The organism is Shewanella sp. ISTPL2, from assembly GCF_013283205.1.
Taxonomy (GTDB): Bacteria; Pseudomonadota; Gammaproteobacteria; order Enterobacterales; family Shewanellaceae; genus Shewanella; species Shewanella oncorhynchi.
On the sequence record NZ_JAAPAV010000001.1, the window covers coordinates 4363764 to 4380419 of the forward strand.

Genomic DNA, 16656 nt, shown 5'->3' on the forward strand with positions numbered 1-16656 from the left:
CTTTGATATCGTCATGTAGAAAATTTGACGGAGCAGTCTGTGGACAAATTCCTTTATGTCGCCATGAGTGGCGCTAAGCAAAATATGAATGAGCTGGCACTCCGTGCGAACAACTTAGCCAATGCTAATACCGATGGTTTTAAATCAGATATGGCGCAGGCCAGATCGATGCAAGCCTTCGGTGAAGGGTTGCCTTCAAGGGTGTTTGCGATGACAGAATCTCCGTCAGCTAATTTTCGCTCTGGTCCGATAAAAACCACTGGACGGGATCTCGATGTTGCCATTAAAGGCGATGGCTGGTTTGCCGTTCAGGCGAAAGATGGCAGTGAAGCTTATACCCGTTCCGGTAGTCTCAGTTTCGATGCGACGGGCATGTTGTATAACGACAGAGGCAATCCCGTGATTGGGGATGCTGGCCCGATAGTGCTGCCATTACCTATTGATAAAGTGTCAATTTCACAGGATGGCATAGTGTCTGTTCGCCCTCAAGGGGCGACTGCTGAAGTGATAGAAGAAGTGGCGAGATTGAAGTTAGTTAATCCCGGCAATGCGCAGATGATGCGTGGTGAAGATGGATTATTTCGACAAATGTCAGGTGAACCAGCACCAGCTGACCCTTTCGTCGCAGTTGAAAGTGGTGCCGTAGAGGGCAGTAACGTTAACCCTGTTGATGAAATGGTGTCTTTGATTGATCTTCAGCGGCAGTTTGAATTGCAAGTCAAGATGATGAAAACCGCGGAAGAGAATGATCGCGCTTCATCTTCATTAATGCGTATTAGTTAGGAGATAGATTATGCATCCGGCGTTATGGATTAGTAAAACTGGCTTAGACGCACAGCAAACTGATATTTCAGTGATTTCAAACAACGTAGCAAACGCTAGCACTGTGGGCTACAAAAAAAGCCGCGCAGTATTTGAAGATTTACTCTATCAAACAGTTAACCAAGCGGGTGGTGTTAGTGCATCTAACACTAAGCTACCCAACGGATTAAACATAGGTGCGGGTACGAAAGTCGTCGCCACTCAAAAAATGTTTACTCAGGGTAACATGCTGACGACGGATAACTCACTGGATCTCATGATTGAAGGTCCTGGATTTTTTGAAATCCAGCTCCCTGATGGAACCACTGCTTATACTCGAAATGGTCAGTTTACCTTAGACGATACGGGTCAGATTGTGACGCCAGGTTCTGGCTATTTGCTACAACCCGCGATCACTATTCCTGATAATGCGACCAGTATTACCGTTTCAGCAGAGGGTGAAGTTTCAGTAAAAACGCCGGGTACCGCTGAGAACCAAGTCGTGGGTCAGTTGACTATGACGGATTTTATTAATCCATCGGGTCTAGATCCTATGGGACAAAACTTATATACGGAAACTGGTGCGAGCGGCACGCCCATTCAAGGTACCGCTTCGTTAGATGGTATGGGTGCTATTCGTCAAGGCGCCTTAGAAACCTCTAACGTGAACGTGACCGAGGAACTGGTGAACCTTATCGAAAGTCAGCGCATTTACGAGATGAACTCAAAAGTGATTTCAGCGGTAGATCAAATGCTGTCTTATGTGACTCAGAATTTATAGAGGCAAACATCATGGCTAGATATCTTGTGTTGGCCGTCGCGTTATTGCTTGCAGCTTGTAGCTCGACGCAAAAGAAACCCCTTGCGGATGATCCCTTTTACGCGCCGGTATACCCAGAGGCACCGCCGACAAAAATTGCCGCAACTGGCTCTATTTATCAAGACAGCCAAGCATCTAGCTTGTATTCGGATATACGCGCCCACAAAGTCGGTGACATTATCACTATCGTATTGAAGGAATCGACTCAAGCTAAGAAGAGTGCAGGCAATCAGATCAAAAAAGGTTCAGACATGAGCTTAGATCCCATCTTTGCAGGTGGTAGTAATGTGTCCATTGGCGGAGTGCCAATTGATTTGCGTTACAAAGATAGCATGAACACTAAGCGTGAATCGGATGCGGATCAGAGCAATAGTCTAGATGGCAGCATCTCGGCAAACGTGATGCAAGTGCTAAACAACGGCAGTTTAGTGATCCGTGGTGAAAAATGGATTTCAATTAATAATGGTGATGAGTTTATTCGTGTCACTGGTCTCGTTCGCTCGCAGGACATTAAACCCGATAACACTGTCGATTCAACGCGAATGGCTAATGCCCGTATCCAATACAGTGGCACAGGCACTTTCGCAGATGCTCAAAAAGTGGGCTGGTTAAGCCAGTTCTTTATGAGCGACTGGTGGCCCTTCTAAGGAGTCGTATCATGAAATATAAACTGGTGTTAGCCGTTGCCATGCTAGTGTTTTCTCTACCTAGTCAGGCTGAACGAATTAAAGATATTGCCAATGTGCAAGGTGTGCGTAGTAACCAGTTGATTGGTTATGGCTTAGTGGTCGGTTTGCCGGGAACTGGGGAAAAAACCAGTTATACCGAGCAGACCTTTATGACTATGCTCAAAAACTTTGGGATTAATCTTCCTGACAACGTCAAACCGAAAATTAAAAACGTTGCAGTGGTAGCCGTACACGCGGATATGCCTGCCTTTATCAAACCTGGTCAAGATCTTGACGTGACAGTATCTAGCTTAGGCGAAGCCAAAAGCTTACGCGGTGGCACCTTATTACAGACCTTTTTGAAAGGGGTAGACGGTAATGTGTATGCCATAGCCCAAGGTAGTTTAGTGGTGAGTGGTTTTAGTGCCGATGGTTTAGATGGTTCAAAGGTGATTCAAAATACGCCAACTGTAGGTCGTATACCGAATGGCGCGATTGTTGAGCGTAGTGTAGCAACCCCATTTTCAACTGGCGATTATTTGACGTTTAACCTACGTCGTTCGGATTTCTCTACTGCGCAGAGAATGGCCGATGCGATCAATGATCTATTAGGTCCTGATATGGCGCGTCCTTTAGATGCGACGTCTGTTCAGGTAACTGCTCCACGTGATGTATCACAACGGGTCTCCTTTTTAGCAACGCTTGAAAACCTTGATGTTGTTCCCGCAGAGGAATCTGCCAAAGTGATCGTTAATTCACGTACTGGAACCATAGTGGTTGGGCAAAACGTACGCTTACTCCCTGCGGCGATTACCCATGGCGGCATGACTGTCACGATTGCGGAGGCGACACAGGTTTCGCAGCCAAATGCCTTGGCTAATGGTCAAACAACCGTCACGAGTAATAGTACGATCACAGCGACAGAAAGTGACCGTCGTATGTTTATGTTTAATCCAGGCACTACGCTGGATGAGCTGGTTAGAGCGGTTAACTTAGTCGGTGCAGCCCCTTCAGATGTGTTAGCAATACTTGAAGCATTAAAAGTGGCAGGAGCTTTGCATGGTGAACTTATCATCATCTAATTTCTGTCGGGAAAATCATGGAAAAGCTTTCAAGTTCATCACATTTTCTTGACCTGGGCGGGCTAGATTCACTCCGCGCCCAGGCTCAGAAAGATGAGAAGGGCGCCTTGAAAAAGGTCGCCCAACAATTTGAAGGTATTTTCGTGCAAATGCTGATGAAAAGTATGCGCGATGCCAATGCGGTTTTTCAGTCTGATAGTCCACTCAATAGCCAATACACTCAGTTTTACGAGCAGATGCGCGATCAGCAGTTATCGGTCGATTTATCTGACAAAGGTGTATTGGGCCTTGCCGATATGATGGTGCAGCAACTCTCTCCCGAAACAAGTCATTTCACGCCTGCATCGGTATTGCGTGACGATGGTGGCATGAAAATGCTCCACGACGATAAAGCGCTTAATGTGCCTATGCAGAGTTCAGCCGCTCCTGTGGTTGAACCCACAGTTGTAAATCATGGTGTGCCGGCTGCTATCGCTCGGCCTGTATTTGAACCGGATAGAGCTGAAGATGCCAATTCATCAATGGACATTGATGCGCCTAATCGTTCACTGGCTATCGATACGCCTAAGCCGAGCTGGAGTGAACAATCACTTTCAGTGGTAGAACCTGTGATTAGCGGCCAAGTTTTGCCGACGGCAGCATTTAGGGAAACCCAAAAGATTGTCAGGTTTGGTAGTCGAGAAGAATTTTTAGCGACCTTATATCCACATGCTGAAAAAGCCGCAAAAACATTAGGTACCCAACCAGAAGTATTATTGGCGCAATCAGCACTGGAAACTGGCTGGGGACAAAAAATCGTCCGCGGCAATAACGGTGCGCCGAGTCATAACCTATTCAACATTAAAGCTGATCGTCGTTGGTTAGGCGATAAGGCTAACGTCAGTACCCTAGAATTTGAGCACGGTGTTGCTGTTCAGCAAAAAGCTGACTTCCGAGTTTATAGTGATTTCGAGCATAGCTTTAACGATTTTGTGTCCTTCATTGCCGAAGGTGAACGTTATCAAGATGCGAAAAAAGTGGCCGCTTCCCCTACCCAATTCATCCGAGCTTTGCAGGATGCGGGTTATGCCACTGATCCTCGATACGCTGAAAAAGTGATTAAAGTGATGCAGTCGATCAGTGAAGAACTGAAATCAATTCTGCCAGGAGAAGACAAATGATGAATCTTACAACCCTGTTTGTTCATAGGAGTGTCAACTAATGGCCGTTGATCTACTGAATATAGCGCGAACTGGGGTGCTTGCCTCCCAGTCGCAACTGGGTGTTACCAGTAATAACATAGCTAACGCCAATACCGCTGGTTACCACAGACAAGTGGCAACCCAGTCGACTCTTGAATCGCAGCGTTTTGGTAGTAGTTTTTATGGCACAGGAACTTACGTTAATGACGTTAAGCGTATCTACAATGACTATGCCGCAAGAGAGTTACGCATTGGCCAAACAACGTTAAGTGCCGCCGAAGCCAGCTACGGTAAATTGAGTGAGCTAGATCAGCTGTTTTCACAGGTAGGTAAAGTTGTGCCACAAAGCTTGAATGACCTGTTTTCGGGGCTGAATAGTGTGGCTGATTTGCCTGCAGATTTGGGTATTCGGAGTTCGACCCTAACAAACGCACAGCAAGTTGCCAGCAGTCTTAATCAGATGCAGTCGTATTTGAATGGCCAGCTTAATCAGACCAATGACCAGATCACTGGTATGACTAAGCGTATCAATGAGATCAGTACAGAACTGGCAAATTTAAACCTAGAGTTAATGAAGTCGCCGAATCAGGATGCGCAGTTGCTTGATAAGCAAGATGCACTTGTTCAAGAGTTAAGCCAGTACGCTCAAGTGAATGTTATTCCATTAGAAAATGGTGCTAAGAGCGTAATGCTCGGTGGCTCAGTGATGTTGGTTTCTGGTGAAATTGCTATGACGATGGGAATCCAAGCGGGTGATCCATTTCCGAATGAGCTCCAATTGACTTCAAGTATTGGTTCGCAAAGTGTCACTGTTGATCCGAGTAAACTTGGCGGTCAGTTAGGGGCCATTTTTGATTATCGTGATCAAACGTTAATTCCCGCGGGTCATGAGCTCGATCAATTAGCCTTGGGCGTGGCTGATAACTTCAATAAAATGCAAGCACAAGGTATTGACCTCAATGGGCAAGTTGGTGCCAATATCTTCAAAGATATCAACGATCCTATGATGTCTTTGGGCCGTGCAGCAGGTTTTTCTGGTAATACAGGTAATGCAACGTTAGGCGTCACCATAGATGACACCAGTTTATTAACTGGTGGTGACTACGAACTGTCATTTACCGCGCCTGCAACTTATGAGCTGAGAGATTCGAAAACGGGGGCAATTACGCCACTGACGTTAACTGGCTCGACTTTATCGGGTGGATCTGGATTTTCAATTGATATAAAAGCGGGCGCTATGGCGTCTGGCGATCGTTTTGCCATTCGCCCGACAGCAGGTGCTTCAAATGGCATTGAAGTGGTCATGAAAGACCCTAAAGGCATTGCCGCCGCATCACCAAAGATTACTGCAGATGCCGCTAACTCGGGCAATACCCAAGTGAAGTTGACTCAAATTAGCAATCGTAATGCCGCAAATTTCCCTGTAACGGGCAGTGAGTTGACGATAAAGCTCGATACCACAGTTGTGCCTCCAACCTATGAAGCATTCGACGCCGCGGGAACATCCCTTGGGGCTGCAGCCCCTTATACGCCTCCGAGTATTAGCGCTTTTGGTTTTACCTTTGAAGTTGACAGCAAAGCGGCTGCAGGCAATGACAGATTTACCTTCGATTTATCCTTCGCAGAGGGGGATAACTCTAATGCTGTCGCTATGGCTAAGTTGAGCGAAAGTAAGGTGATGAATGGGGGAAAGTCGACCCTAGCTGATGTGTTCGAGAACACTAAGCTCGAGGTAGGCAGTAAAACGAAAGCGGCTGAAGTGCGTGTTGGTTCGGCAGAGGCCGTGTATCAACAAGCTTATGCGCGAGTTGAGAGTGAGTCGGGCGTGAACTTAGATGAAGAAGCGGCAAATTTAATGCGTTTTCAGCAAGCCTATCAAGCCTCTGCGCGGATCATGACGACTGCACAGCAGATTTTTGACACCTTATTATCCTCAGTGCGTTAGGAGATTTAACTATGCGATTATCATCCGCGCAGATTTTTAATCAAAGCATTACCAGTGTGCTGCAAAAGCAAACGGCGACCAGCAAAATTCTTGACCAATTGAGCAGTGGTAAGAAAGTCAATACTGCTGGTGATGATCCTGTGGCGTCACAGGGTATTGATAATCTGAATCAGAAAAATGCGCTAGTCGATCAGTTTATGAAAAATATTGACTATGCGACAAATCGTCTTGCTGTGGCAGAAAGTAAACTCGGTAGTGCTGAAGATTTAACTGGCTCTATGCGTGAGCAAGTTATGCGAGCGATAAACGGCACACTATCAGGAACTGAGCGGCAAATGATTGCCGAAGAGATGAAAGGCAGCTTAGAAGAATTGCTCTCTATTGCCAATAGTAAGGATGAATCTGGCAATTATATGTTCTCTGGTTTCAGTACCGATAAAGAACCTTTTGCTTTTGATAACTCGACGCCGCCTAAAATAGTGTATAGCGGCGACTCTGGCGTCAAAAATAGTTTAGTACAAACGGGTGTTGCCATGGGGACAAACATCCCTGGCGATAGCGCGTTTATGAAAGCACCCAATGGACTTGGTGATTATAGCGTCAATTATTTGGCCAGCCAGCAGGGGGAGTTTAGCGTTAAAACAGCAAAAATTGCTGATGCTGCAACTTATGTTGCTGATACATATACATTTAACTTCACTGACAATGGTGCCGGCGGTACTAACTTGCAAGTGCTCGATTCTGCAAGTAATCCTGTCGCAAACGTAGCTAACTTCGATGCCACTAATCCCATTAGTTTTAATGGTATAGAAGTTAAAATTGATGGAAAACCCAGCGCTGGCGATAGTTTCACCATGGAGCCGCAGGCCGAAGTCAGTATTTTCGATACGATCAGTAATGCGATTGCATTAATTGAAGACCCTAATTCTGCCAACACTCCCCAAGGTCGAGCTCAGTTGGCACAGATATTGAATAACATCGATAGTGGCGTCAATCAAATTAGTTCTGCCAGAAGTGTGGCGGGGAATAATCTGAAAGTTGTCGAGAGTTACAAAGAGACTCATACCGAGGAGAAAGTGGTGAACTCATCAGCGCTATCACTCTTGGAAGATCTCGATTATGCATCAGCGATTACGGAATTTGAAAAGCAACAGCTTGCATTGAACGCAGTCTCTAGCGTGTTTAGTAAGGTGGGTTCTGTTTCCCTGTTCGACTTTATTTAACAGAAAGCAAGTACCTATCCATCTGTAAGATAAATTGTTAAAAATTTAGCCAAGCTCCAAGCCTTGGCGGTATAACTAGGAAGAGGAACTCAACATGGCTATTACAGTAAATACCAACGTGACTTCAATGAAGGCACAAAAGAATTTAAATACTTCCAGTAGCGGTTTAGCGACCTCAATGGAACGTTTATCCAGTGGTCTACGCATTAACAGTGCGAAAGATGACGCCGCTGGTCTAGCCATTTCTAACCGCTTGAACAGCCAAGTGCGCGGTTTAGATGTGGGTATGCGTAACGCAAATGATGCGATTTCAATTGCTCAAATTGCCGAAGGTGCGATGCAAGAGCAAACCAATATGTTGCAGCGTATGCGTGATTTGACTGTTCAAGCAGAAAACGGTGCGAATAGCACTGATGACTTAACTGCATTGCAAAAAGAGATGGATCAATTAGCAGAAGAAATTACTGCTATAGGTGATAGTACGGCGTTTGGTAATACCAAATTAATGACTGGTGGATTTTCTGCGGGTAAAACCTTCCAAGTAGGGCACCAAGAAGCTGAGGATGTCATTATTTCGGTAGGGACAACCAATGCTGCAAGTTTATCTGTCAATTCGCTATCCGTAGCGACTTCTGCTGGTCGTTCAACTGCACTTGCGAATATTGATGCTGCCATTAAAACAATTGACAATCAACGAGCCAATTTAGGTGCGAAGCAAAACCGTTTGGCCTATAACATTAGTAACAGTGCTAATACTCAAGCCAACGTTGCTGATGCTAAGAGTCGTATCGTGGATGTCGATTTTGCGAAGGAAACTTCAGTTATGACTAAGAACCAAGTGTTACAACAAACGGGTTCTGCAATGCTTGCACAGGCTAACCAGTTACCTCAAGTTGCATTATCTCTTCTTGGTTAATGTTATTTGCGTGATGTTATATGAAGCACTTTTGCCTACTTGTTCTAGAATTATCTAGAAAAGTAGGCAAAGTTTTATAGGAGTTGATATTTATGTTTATGATAATTAGAGTTATTTTTTAAAATCAAGATATTTTAAAAAATAACTCTAAAGTTAAAAAAGATGCTGCCGTTAAATATACTGTAACCACTAAGACCCGCCTGGCTTAAGTAGACAGGCAAGTTCACAAGCCAGGTATAAAGAGGAAACGATCATGGCCATTACAGTAAACACAAACGTCACTTCATTAAAAGCTCAAAAGAATTTAAATACTTCCGCAGGCGGTTTGGCCACATCTATGGAACGTTTATCCAGTGGTCTGCGTATTAACAGTGCCAAAGATGACGCTGCTGGTTTAGCGATATCGAACCGACTAAACAGCCAAGTGCGTGGCCTTGATGTTGGTATGCGCAATGCTAACGATGCCATTTCAATCGCCCAGATTTCTGAAGGTGCGATGCAAGAACAGACTAACATGCTTCAACGTATGCGTGATTTGACAGTACAAGCAGAGAACGGTTCTAACAGTACTGACGATTTGACAGCATTGCAAAGCGAAATTGATGAACTGGCATTAGAAATTACAGCAATCGGTGATACAACTGCATTTGGTAGCACAAAATTACTGAATGGTGATTTCTCCGCAGGTAAGACCTTCCAAGTCGGACACCAAGAAGGCGAAGACATTACGATTTCAGTAAAAGCAACGAATGCTGGTGCGTTATCTGTTAATAGTTTGTCGGTTGCAAGTTCAGCTGGCCGTTCAACTGCACTCGCTGCGATTGATGCTGCCATTAAAACGATTGATAGTCAGCGTGCTAACTTAGGTGCTAAACAAAACCGTCTAGCATACAACATTAGTAACAGTGCTAATACTCAAGCCAACGTTGCTGATGCGAAGAGTCGAATTGTGGATGTGGATTTCGCGAAAGAAACATCACAAATGACCAAGAACCAAGTGTTGCAACAAACGGGTTCTGCAATGTTGGCCCAAGCCAACCAGTTACCTCAAGTGGCCTTGTCACTGCTGTAGTTTTAAGCAGAATAGTGAGAAAGTGATAAGGGAGGTTCGGTAACGGATCTCCCTTTGCCACTTTAAAAGGTTAATGTAGTTTTATAGGGTAATTTTAATGTAACCATTTAAAGTTATTACTAAATTTGCTGAGGTATGGCTATGGATATCAATATAGCAAGTTCACCTTCTATGCTTCACAGTAAGGTTGATTTAGCTCAAACGCCGCTAAAAGCATCTGCTCCAGATGCTGAATTAAAGCGAAATACGGCTATTGAACAAGCTGTGGAACAAGATGTAACGAAAAATGAACAGAATCCAAGTAAGCTGGCTCAAGTTGCCACAGAGTTGTCTGATATGATGTCTATGATGCGTAAAGGTTTAGCATTTAAGGTTGATGAGAACTCTGGACAAGCTGTTGTGACTGTACTTGACCGAGATACTGGTGATGTGATTAGACAAATGCCGAGTGAAGAAGCATTAGCCTTGGCAGAAAAACTATCAGAAGTCACAGGGCTTTTGATGAAAACAGAAGCATAAATATTTGTAAGTACGTTTGATTGAGAGGTCTATATGGCATTAACAGCGACAGGCATGGGATCTGGCCTTAAAATTAGTGAAATTGTGCAAGTTTTAGTTGATGCCGAAAAAACACCGAAAGAAGCGATGTTTAATAAAACGGAAGACAGCATCAAAGCAAAAGTTTCAGCTATGGGAACCTTAAAAAGTGCGTTGTCTACGTTTCAAGATGCCTTAAAAAAACTTCAAACTGGCGATGCCCTCAATCTGCGTAAGGTTTCTGTTAGTAATCAAACTTATTTGTCAGCAACAACAGACAAAACCGCACAAGCGGGTAGCTATGGTATTAAAGTTGAGCAACTTGCGGTAAATCATAAAATTGCTGGAAAAAACGTTGCAGATCCTGGATTACCTGTAGGTGAAGGGAGCCTTGATTTTGGTATCAATGGTAAGAATTTCTCCATTGATGTTTCGGCTACCGATTCACTTGCTGCCATTGCTAAAAAAGTTAATGAATCCCCAGATAATGCGGGCGTAACTGCAACTGTTATTACCAGTGATGCAGGCAGTCGATTGGTTTTTAGTTCAGATAAGTCAGGTGAAGACAATCAAATTAGTATTACAGCTAATGACACTACTGGAACTGGACTCAATGATATGTTCGGTGCTGGAAATATCTCCACGCTTCAAGATGCTAAAAATGCAGTTGTTTATATCGATAATCAGAAAGTTACCTCACAAACTAATGAAGTTAAAAATGCTATTGCAGGGGTGACGTTAAACTTAACTGATGCCGATGTTTCTAAGACGACTACGTTAAAAATTGAACAAGATGATGATGCAGTAAAGGCAAATGTAAAAGCTTTTGTCGATGCCTATAATAGTTTAGCGACTGCAGTTGATAAAATGTCATCCTATGATAAAGAGAAAAAAACAGCAGCTGCATTACAGGGCGACTCTATGATCCGTTCTATAGAATCGCAACTCCGAAGTATATCGAGTGAACGAGTGCCAACTGATAGCGGCAGTTCGATAGCATTATATGATATTGGTATAAAAACAGATAGATATGGTAAGTTGTCTGTCGATGATACTAAACTTAATAAAGTCATCTCTGAAGATATGGCCAGTGTTGAGGCATTATTCTCGACACCAGATAAAGGGCTTGCTAATCGCTTTAATGATCTTGCAGATAGTTATGTCAAGTCTCGAGGATTAATTGCGTCACGTCAAACCGGATATACTAATCAACAAAGCCAGCTTACTGATAGAAGAGAAGCTTTCACGCTTAAGATGGATCAACTAACAGCCCGTTTAACAAAGCAATTTAATGCAATGGATCTAGTCGTTGGAAAACTAAATCAGCAGAGCAGTGGTCTTGTTGATCGTTTGAATTCGCTTCCTGGAGCTGTTAAAAAACGATAGTGAAATTATAAATGAGTAAGGGGAGTATAAGTGAAACAACTCGATGAGCTTAATGTCCTTTTGAGTGAAAATTTAAATAAACTGACTCAGCTTCCTGCTGAAGAGCCTCAATCTGACGAGTTGGTGTCGAACTTGCAAGTACTGGTTGGAGAGCGTCAAATTTTACTCAATGTATTAGTGGCTGATGCTAATATGACAGATGTTGATTATCTTCAACATCAGCTTGAACTTACTCAAGAGTACACAAGTAAAGCAAGTGTTGTTATGGCAGATAGGCAAGCATTATTACATGCAGGTAATAAGAATAAGCGCCAGATTAGTGTTTATGAGACTATAGATTTAAACAGGTAGGTGTTTATGAGAGGATCACTGCAATCGTATCGTAAGGTGTCTTTAGAGAGTGAAATTACTGTTGCGTCACCACATCGTATTATTCAGCTTATGTTTGCGGGGGCACTGCAACGTTTAGCACAAAGTCGTCTTGCGATTGAACAAAATGACTTGTCTAATAAAGGTATGTACATTGGCAAAGCTATTGGGATTATTACTGGTTTAAACAATAGCCTAGATATGGATGCTGGTGGCCAGATAGCCAGAAATTTGAGTGATTTATATGACTTTATGTTGCGTAGAATTTCTGAAGCTAACGTAAATAATGATGTGAAAGCGATTGATGATGTATGTGATATTTTACGTACTATCAAAGAAGGTTGGGATGCAATTCCTGCAGATAAACATAATATTTCTGCGCATTCTGAAGCGGGTTAATATCTTATTTCGTTATTAAAAATAGACGCACTGGTTGCGTCTTTTTTTTGGCTTAAAGTCAAAGTATTGACGTTTTAGACTAGAATCATGATGTAAATGAACTAAAATCAATTCAGTTTGGCATAAACCTCATCTGAGGCTTGCTTCTCGTCTGCTGATAATACAATATTCATCACAAGTAGTGATGGTGGCACAGATTGTTACATTGAATTTGTTAAGCTTTTACAGCAACTAATCATAAATAATTAATGCGAATTAATACATATTAGAGCTTTACGGCCTACTGAATGATGCAAACAGATCAACGAATTTTACTTATCGGCCCTCCATCAGAGCGATTAAATCGCCTGTGTTGTATTTTGGATTTTTTAGGTGAGCAATTTGTACAAATTGACACCGAAAAATTAAGTGCTAGCCTCCAAGATACCCGTTTTCGAGCTTTAGTTATCCTAACTGATGTTATGGATGCTGATGGGCTTAAAAACATCGCAGGTCAACATCCATGGCAACCTATGCTGTTGCTTGGCAATGTTGATGATCTGCAAGTGTCTAACATTCTTGGGCATATTGAAGAACCTTTAACGTATCCTCAGCTCACTGAATTATTACACTTTTGCCAAGTATTCGGTCAAGTTAAACGGCCTCAAGTCCCTACTAGTGCGAATCAAACAAAGTTATTCCGAAGCTTAGTGGGACGCAGTGATGGTATTGCGAATGTGAGGCACTTGATAAATCAAGTAGCAACATCTGAGGCAACCGTGCTTGTTCTGGGTCAATCGGGTACAGGTAAAGAAGTGGTCGCCCGTAATATCCATTATTTGTCTGAGCGCCGTGACGGTCCATTTATCCCTGTTAACTGTGGTGCTATACCGCCTGAGTTATTAGAGAGTGAGCTATTTGGTCACGAGAAAGGGTCATTTACTGGGGCAATCTGTTCTCGTAAAGGCCGTTTTGAATTAGCTGAAGGTGGAACACTATTTCTCGATGAAATAGGAGACATGCCACTACAAATGCAAGTTAAATTACTCCGTGTGCTGCAAGAGCGGGTATTTGAGCGCGTTGGTGGTACTAAGACTATTAATGCTGATGTACGCGTAGTTGCTGCAACACATAGAGATTTAGAAACTATGATCAGCGTTAATGAGTTCCGTGAGGATCTTTATTACCGCCTAAACGTATTCCCGATTGAAATGCCCGCGTTGTGTGATCGCAAGGACGATGTGCCTTTGCTATTACAAGAGTTAGTTAGCCGAGTCTATAACGAAGGCCGTGGTAAGGTGCGTTTTACGCAGCGTGCGATAGAGTCGCTGAAAGAACATGCTTGGTCGGGCAACGTGCGCGAGCTGTCTAATTTAGTCGAACGCCTCACCATTTTATATCCGGGTGGACTGGTTGATGTTAACGATTTACCTGTCAAATATCGCCATATCGATGTGCCCGAATATTGTGTAGAGATGAGTGAAGAGCAACAGGAACGTGATGCTTTAGCTTCTATCTTTAGCGATGAAGAGCCGGTTGAAATCCCTGAAACGCGTTTCCCTAGTGAGCTGCCGCCTGAAGGTGTGAACCTTAAGGATTTGTTAGCAGAACTAGAAATAGACATGATACGTCAGGCGCTAGAGCTACAAGATAATGTCGTAGCTCGCGCTGCTGAAATGCTTGGAATACGCCGTACAACGCTTGTAGAAAAAATGCGTAAGTACGGAATGACAAAAGATTAGTTTTCTATTTTATTGTTATATAAGTTGTTTTAACCTCTAAAGTTCAATTTCCAATTTGGCATAGATACTGCAGTCACCCCGTCATAAGCAATTTTTTGACGGAGTGACTATGTCAGCCAACCCACTAGCGCAAATTGAGTCATTCAAGCACACTAGCAAACAATGGAACCAACTGCGTGAGGCCGCGAATATGTCCAATCGAATGGAGCATATTTTACAGGCTATGCCATCCGGCGTGGTGATTATCAATGGCGACGGTATAGTCACGGATGCCAATCCGGTAGCAGTTGAATTACTTGAGCGCTCCTTATGTGGCGTTCGCTGGATTGATGTGATCCACAGTGCCTTTGCGCCGCAGGACGATGATGGCCACGAAGTGTCGCTGCGTAATGGCCGTCGCGTTAAATTAGCTATTACGCCATTGACGCCAGAGCCTGGTCAATTAATTGTGTTAACTGATCTGACTGAAACTCGGTTATTACAGAAAAATATCTCCCATTTACAACGTTTATCTGCACTGGGCAAGATGGTAGCAACTTTGGCTCATCAGGTGCGCACGCCTTTATCAGCCGCTTTGTTATATGCTTCAAATCTTGCGAGTCCTAAGTTATCCGATGCTGCTAAAGCGAAATTTCAACAAAAACTTGTTGATAGACTCAATGAACTCGAGCGGCAGGTTAACGACATGCTATTGATGGCTAAAGGTCGTCAGGATGAACTTGGAGATCTAATCTCATTGGCTGAGGTTATCGACAATGTTTTGGCAAATTGTGAGCCGATAGCGGCAAAGCAAGGCTGTGACTTGTCATTTGATGATGCATCAAGCAGCTCGATGTTAGCTAATTCCAATGCATTAAGCTCGGCGATTAATAATTTAGTCATGAACAGCATAGAAGCCGGAGCAACTGAAATTCGTATCCAAGCGAAGGAAGAGGGCGAACGGTTATTATTAGATGTAATCGATAATGGCAAAGGCTTAGACGCCACTATGCAGCAGAAGGTATTTGAACCTTTCTTTACGACTAAGTCGCAGGGAACTGGGCTTGGGTTAGCCGTTGTGCAATCTGTGGTGCGCAATCATGGAGGACAACTGCAACTCAGTTGTTTACCGAATAAAGGCTGTACTGTGTCTTTAGTATTCCCTCGGGCTAAATCCGCGGTGATATTACCTTTGGAGATTACCCATGTCTGAAGCAAAGTTATTGCTCGTTGAGGATGATGCTTCATTACGTGAAGCCTTGTTGGATACTTTAATGCTGGCTCAGTATGAGTGTGTTGATGTTGCCTCCGGTGAAGACGCTATTTTAGCCTTGAAACAACATCAGTTTGATTTAGTTATTAGCGATGTGCAGATGCAAGGTATTGGTGGTTTAGGTTTATTGAACTACCTGCAGCAGCATCATCCTAAGTTGCCAGTGCTGTTGATGACGGCCTACGCGACTATTGGTAGCGCGGTGAACGCTATAAAATTAGGCGCTGTTGATTATTTAGCCAAACCTTTTGCACCAGAAGTGTTACTCAATCAAGTCTCACGCTATTTGCCATTAAAACAAAATGTGGATCAGCCCGTCGTCGCTGATGAAAAAAGTTTAGCCTTATTAGCACTTGCTCAACGGGTTGCCGCCTCCGATGCCTCTGTCATGATCTTAGGTCCTAGCGGTTCGGGTAAAGAGGTTTTGGCCCGTTATATTCATCAACACAGTAGCCGTGCTAATCAAGCCTTTGTGGCCATTAACTGTGCCGCTATTCCTGAGAACATGCTCGAAGCCACCCTTTTTGGTTATGAAAAGGGTGCATTTACGGGGGCTTATCAAGCGTGTCCGGGGAAATTTGAGCAGGCTCAAGGTGGCACTTTGCTGCTCGATGAAATCTCTGAGATGGATTTAGGCTTACAAGCTAAGTTGTTGCGGGTTTTGCAAGAGCGTGAAGTTGAGCGTTTAGGTGGCCGTAAAACAATTAAATTGGATGTGCGCGTGCTTGCCACATCCAATCGTGATTTAAAGGCAGTGGTCGCAGCTGGCGGATTTAGGGAAGATCTCTACTATCGAATTAACGTATTTCCTTTAGCTTGGCCTGCGTTAAGTCAACGTCCTGCAGATATTTTACCTCTTGCGCGTCATTTACTGGCTAAACATGCTAAGGCATTGAATGTTGCCGATGTGCCTGAGTTGGATGAGAATGCGCGTCGACGTTTATTGAGTCATCGCTGGCCAGGGAACGTACGTGAACTCGACAATGTGATCCAGCGTGCTTTGATATTAAGAGCCGGTCAATTGATCACTGCCAATGACATTATTATCGATGCGCAGGATGTGATTTTAAGCGGTGAAGATCTAGACCCATTTTCTTCTGAGCCAGACGGTTTAGGTGAAGAGCTCAAAGCTCAAGAACATGTGATTATTTTAGAGACCCTTAATCAATGCCAAGGAAGTCGTAAGTTAGTCGCCGAAAAGCTAGGAATTAGCGCACGAACCCTAAGATACAAGATGGCAAGGATGCGTGATATGGGGATCCAACTGCCAAATTAGTCTATAAA

16 protein-coding genes are annotated in these 16656 nt (G+C 43.7%); all 16 read left to right on the top strand.

Features of this window, described 5'->3' with window-relative positions; all coding sequences use genetic code 11:
- Window positions 1-39 precede the first annotated feature (39 nt).
- Window positions 40-783: a flagellar basal-body rod protein FlgF gene (gene flgF, locus HUB64_RS19370; RefSeq protein ID WP_173497641.1), complete on the top strand. Its 744-nt coding sequence runs from the start codon at window positions 40-42 to the stop codon at window positions 781-783.
- Window positions 784-793: 10 nt separating this feature from the next.
- Window positions 794-1582 (top strand): flagellar basal-body rod protein FlgG, encoded by a 789-nt coding sequence (flgG, locus tag HUB64_RS19375; RefSeq protein ID WP_028761205.1) that lies wholly within the window; start codon window positions 794-796, stop codon window positions 1580-1582.
- A gap of 11 nt (window positions 1583-1593) precedes the next feature.
- Window positions 1594-2268 (top strand): flagellar basal body L-ring protein FlgH, encoded by a 675-nt coding sequence (flgH, locus tag HUB64_RS19380; RefSeq protein WP_028761204.1) that lies wholly within the window; start codon window positions 1594-1596, stop codon window positions 2266-2268.
- Between the two features lie 11 nt (window positions 2269-2279).
- The gene (locus HUB64_RS19385) at window positions 2280-3371 is read left to right on the top strand and encodes a flagellar basal body P-ring protein FlgI (RefSeq protein ID WP_028761203.1); all 1092 of its coding nucleotides are present in this window, start codon (window positions 2280-2282) and stop codon (window positions 3369-3371) included.
- 17 nt (window positions 3372-3388) lie between these two features.
- Window positions 3389-4531: a flagellar assembly peptidoglycan hydrolase FlgJ gene (gene flgJ, locus HUB64_RS19390; RefSeq protein WP_028761202.1), complete on the top strand. Its 1143-nt coding sequence runs from the start codon at window positions 3389-3391 to the stop codon at window positions 4529-4531.
- A 40-nt stretch (window positions 4532-4571) separates the two neighbouring features.
- The gene (flgK, locus tag HUB64_RS19395) at window positions 4572-6497 is read left to right on the top strand and encodes a flagellar hook-associated protein FlgK (RefSeq protein ID WP_173497642.1); all 1926 of its coding nucleotides are present in this window, start codon (window positions 4572-4574) and stop codon (window positions 6495-6497) included.
- Window positions 6498-6508: 11 nt separating this feature from the next.
- Window positions 6509-7720, top strand: coding sequence for a flagellar hook-associated protein FlgL (gene flgL / locus HUB64_RS19400; protein WP_173497643.1), 1212 nt, complete (start codon window positions 6509-6511; stop codon window positions 7718-7720).
- 94 nt (window positions 7721-7814) lie between these two features.
- The gene (locus HUB64_RS19405; protein ID WP_173497644.1) at window positions 7815-8636 is read left to right on the top strand and encodes a flagellin; all 822 of its coding nucleotides are present in this window, start codon (window positions 7815-7817) and stop codon (window positions 8634-8636) included.
- Window positions 8637-8889: 253 nt separating this feature from the next.
- On the top strand, window positions 8890-9708 hold the full coding sequence (locus tag HUB64_RS19410) for a flagellin (RefSeq protein ID WP_028761198.1): 819 nt from the start codon (window positions 8890-8892) through the stop codon (window positions 9706-9708).
- Between the two features lie 141 nt (window positions 9709-9849).
- The gene (locus HUB64_RS19415; protein WP_028761197.1) at window positions 9850-10227 is read left to right on the top strand and encodes a flagellar protein FlaG; all 378 of its coding nucleotides are present in this window, start codon (window positions 9850-9852) and stop codon (window positions 10225-10227) included.
- A gap of 33 nt (window positions 10228-10260) precedes the next feature.
- Window positions 10261-11631, top strand: coding sequence for a flagellar filament capping protein FliD (gene fliD / locus HUB64_RS19420; RefSeq protein WP_173497645.1), 1371 nt, complete (start codon window positions 10261-10263; stop codon window positions 11629-11631).
- Between the two features lie 30 nt (window positions 11632-11661).
- The gene (locus tag HUB64_RS19425) at window positions 11662-11982 is read left to right on the top strand and encodes a hypothetical protein (RefSeq protein WP_028761196.1); all 321 of its coding nucleotides are present in this window, start codon (window positions 11662-11664) and stop codon (window positions 11980-11982) included.
- Between the two features lie 6 nt (window positions 11983-11988).
- The gene (fliS, locus tag HUB64_RS19430) at window positions 11989-12399 is read left to right on the top strand and encodes a flagellar export chaperone FliS (protein ID WP_028761195.1); all 411 of its coding nucleotides are present in this window, start codon (window positions 11989-11991) and stop codon (window positions 12397-12399) included.
- A gap of 287 nt (window positions 12400-12686) precedes the next feature.
- Window positions 12687-14120 carry a sigma-54 dependent transcriptional regulator gene (locus HUB64_RS19435; RefSeq protein WP_105251936.1) on the top strand — a complete coding sequence of 478 codons (1434 nt, stop codon included), beginning with the start codon at window positions 12687-12689 and terminating at the stop codon, window positions 14118-14120.
- A gap of 109 nt (window positions 14121-14229) precedes the next feature.
- Window positions 14230-15312: a PAS domain-containing sensor histidine kinase gene (locus HUB64_RS19440; protein WP_173497646.1), complete on the top strand. Its 1083-nt coding sequence runs from the start codon at window positions 14230-14232 to the stop codon at window positions 15310-15312.
- On the top strand, window positions 15305-16648 hold the full coding sequence (locus tag HUB64_RS19445; protein WP_028761192.1) for a sigma-54 dependent transcriptional regulator: 1344 nt from the start codon (window positions 15305-15307) through the stop codon (window positions 16646-16648). The genes HUB64_RS19440 and HUB64_RS19445 overlap by 8 nt, the downstream gene beginning before the upstream one ends.
- Window positions 16649-16656: the final 8 nt, after the last annotated feature.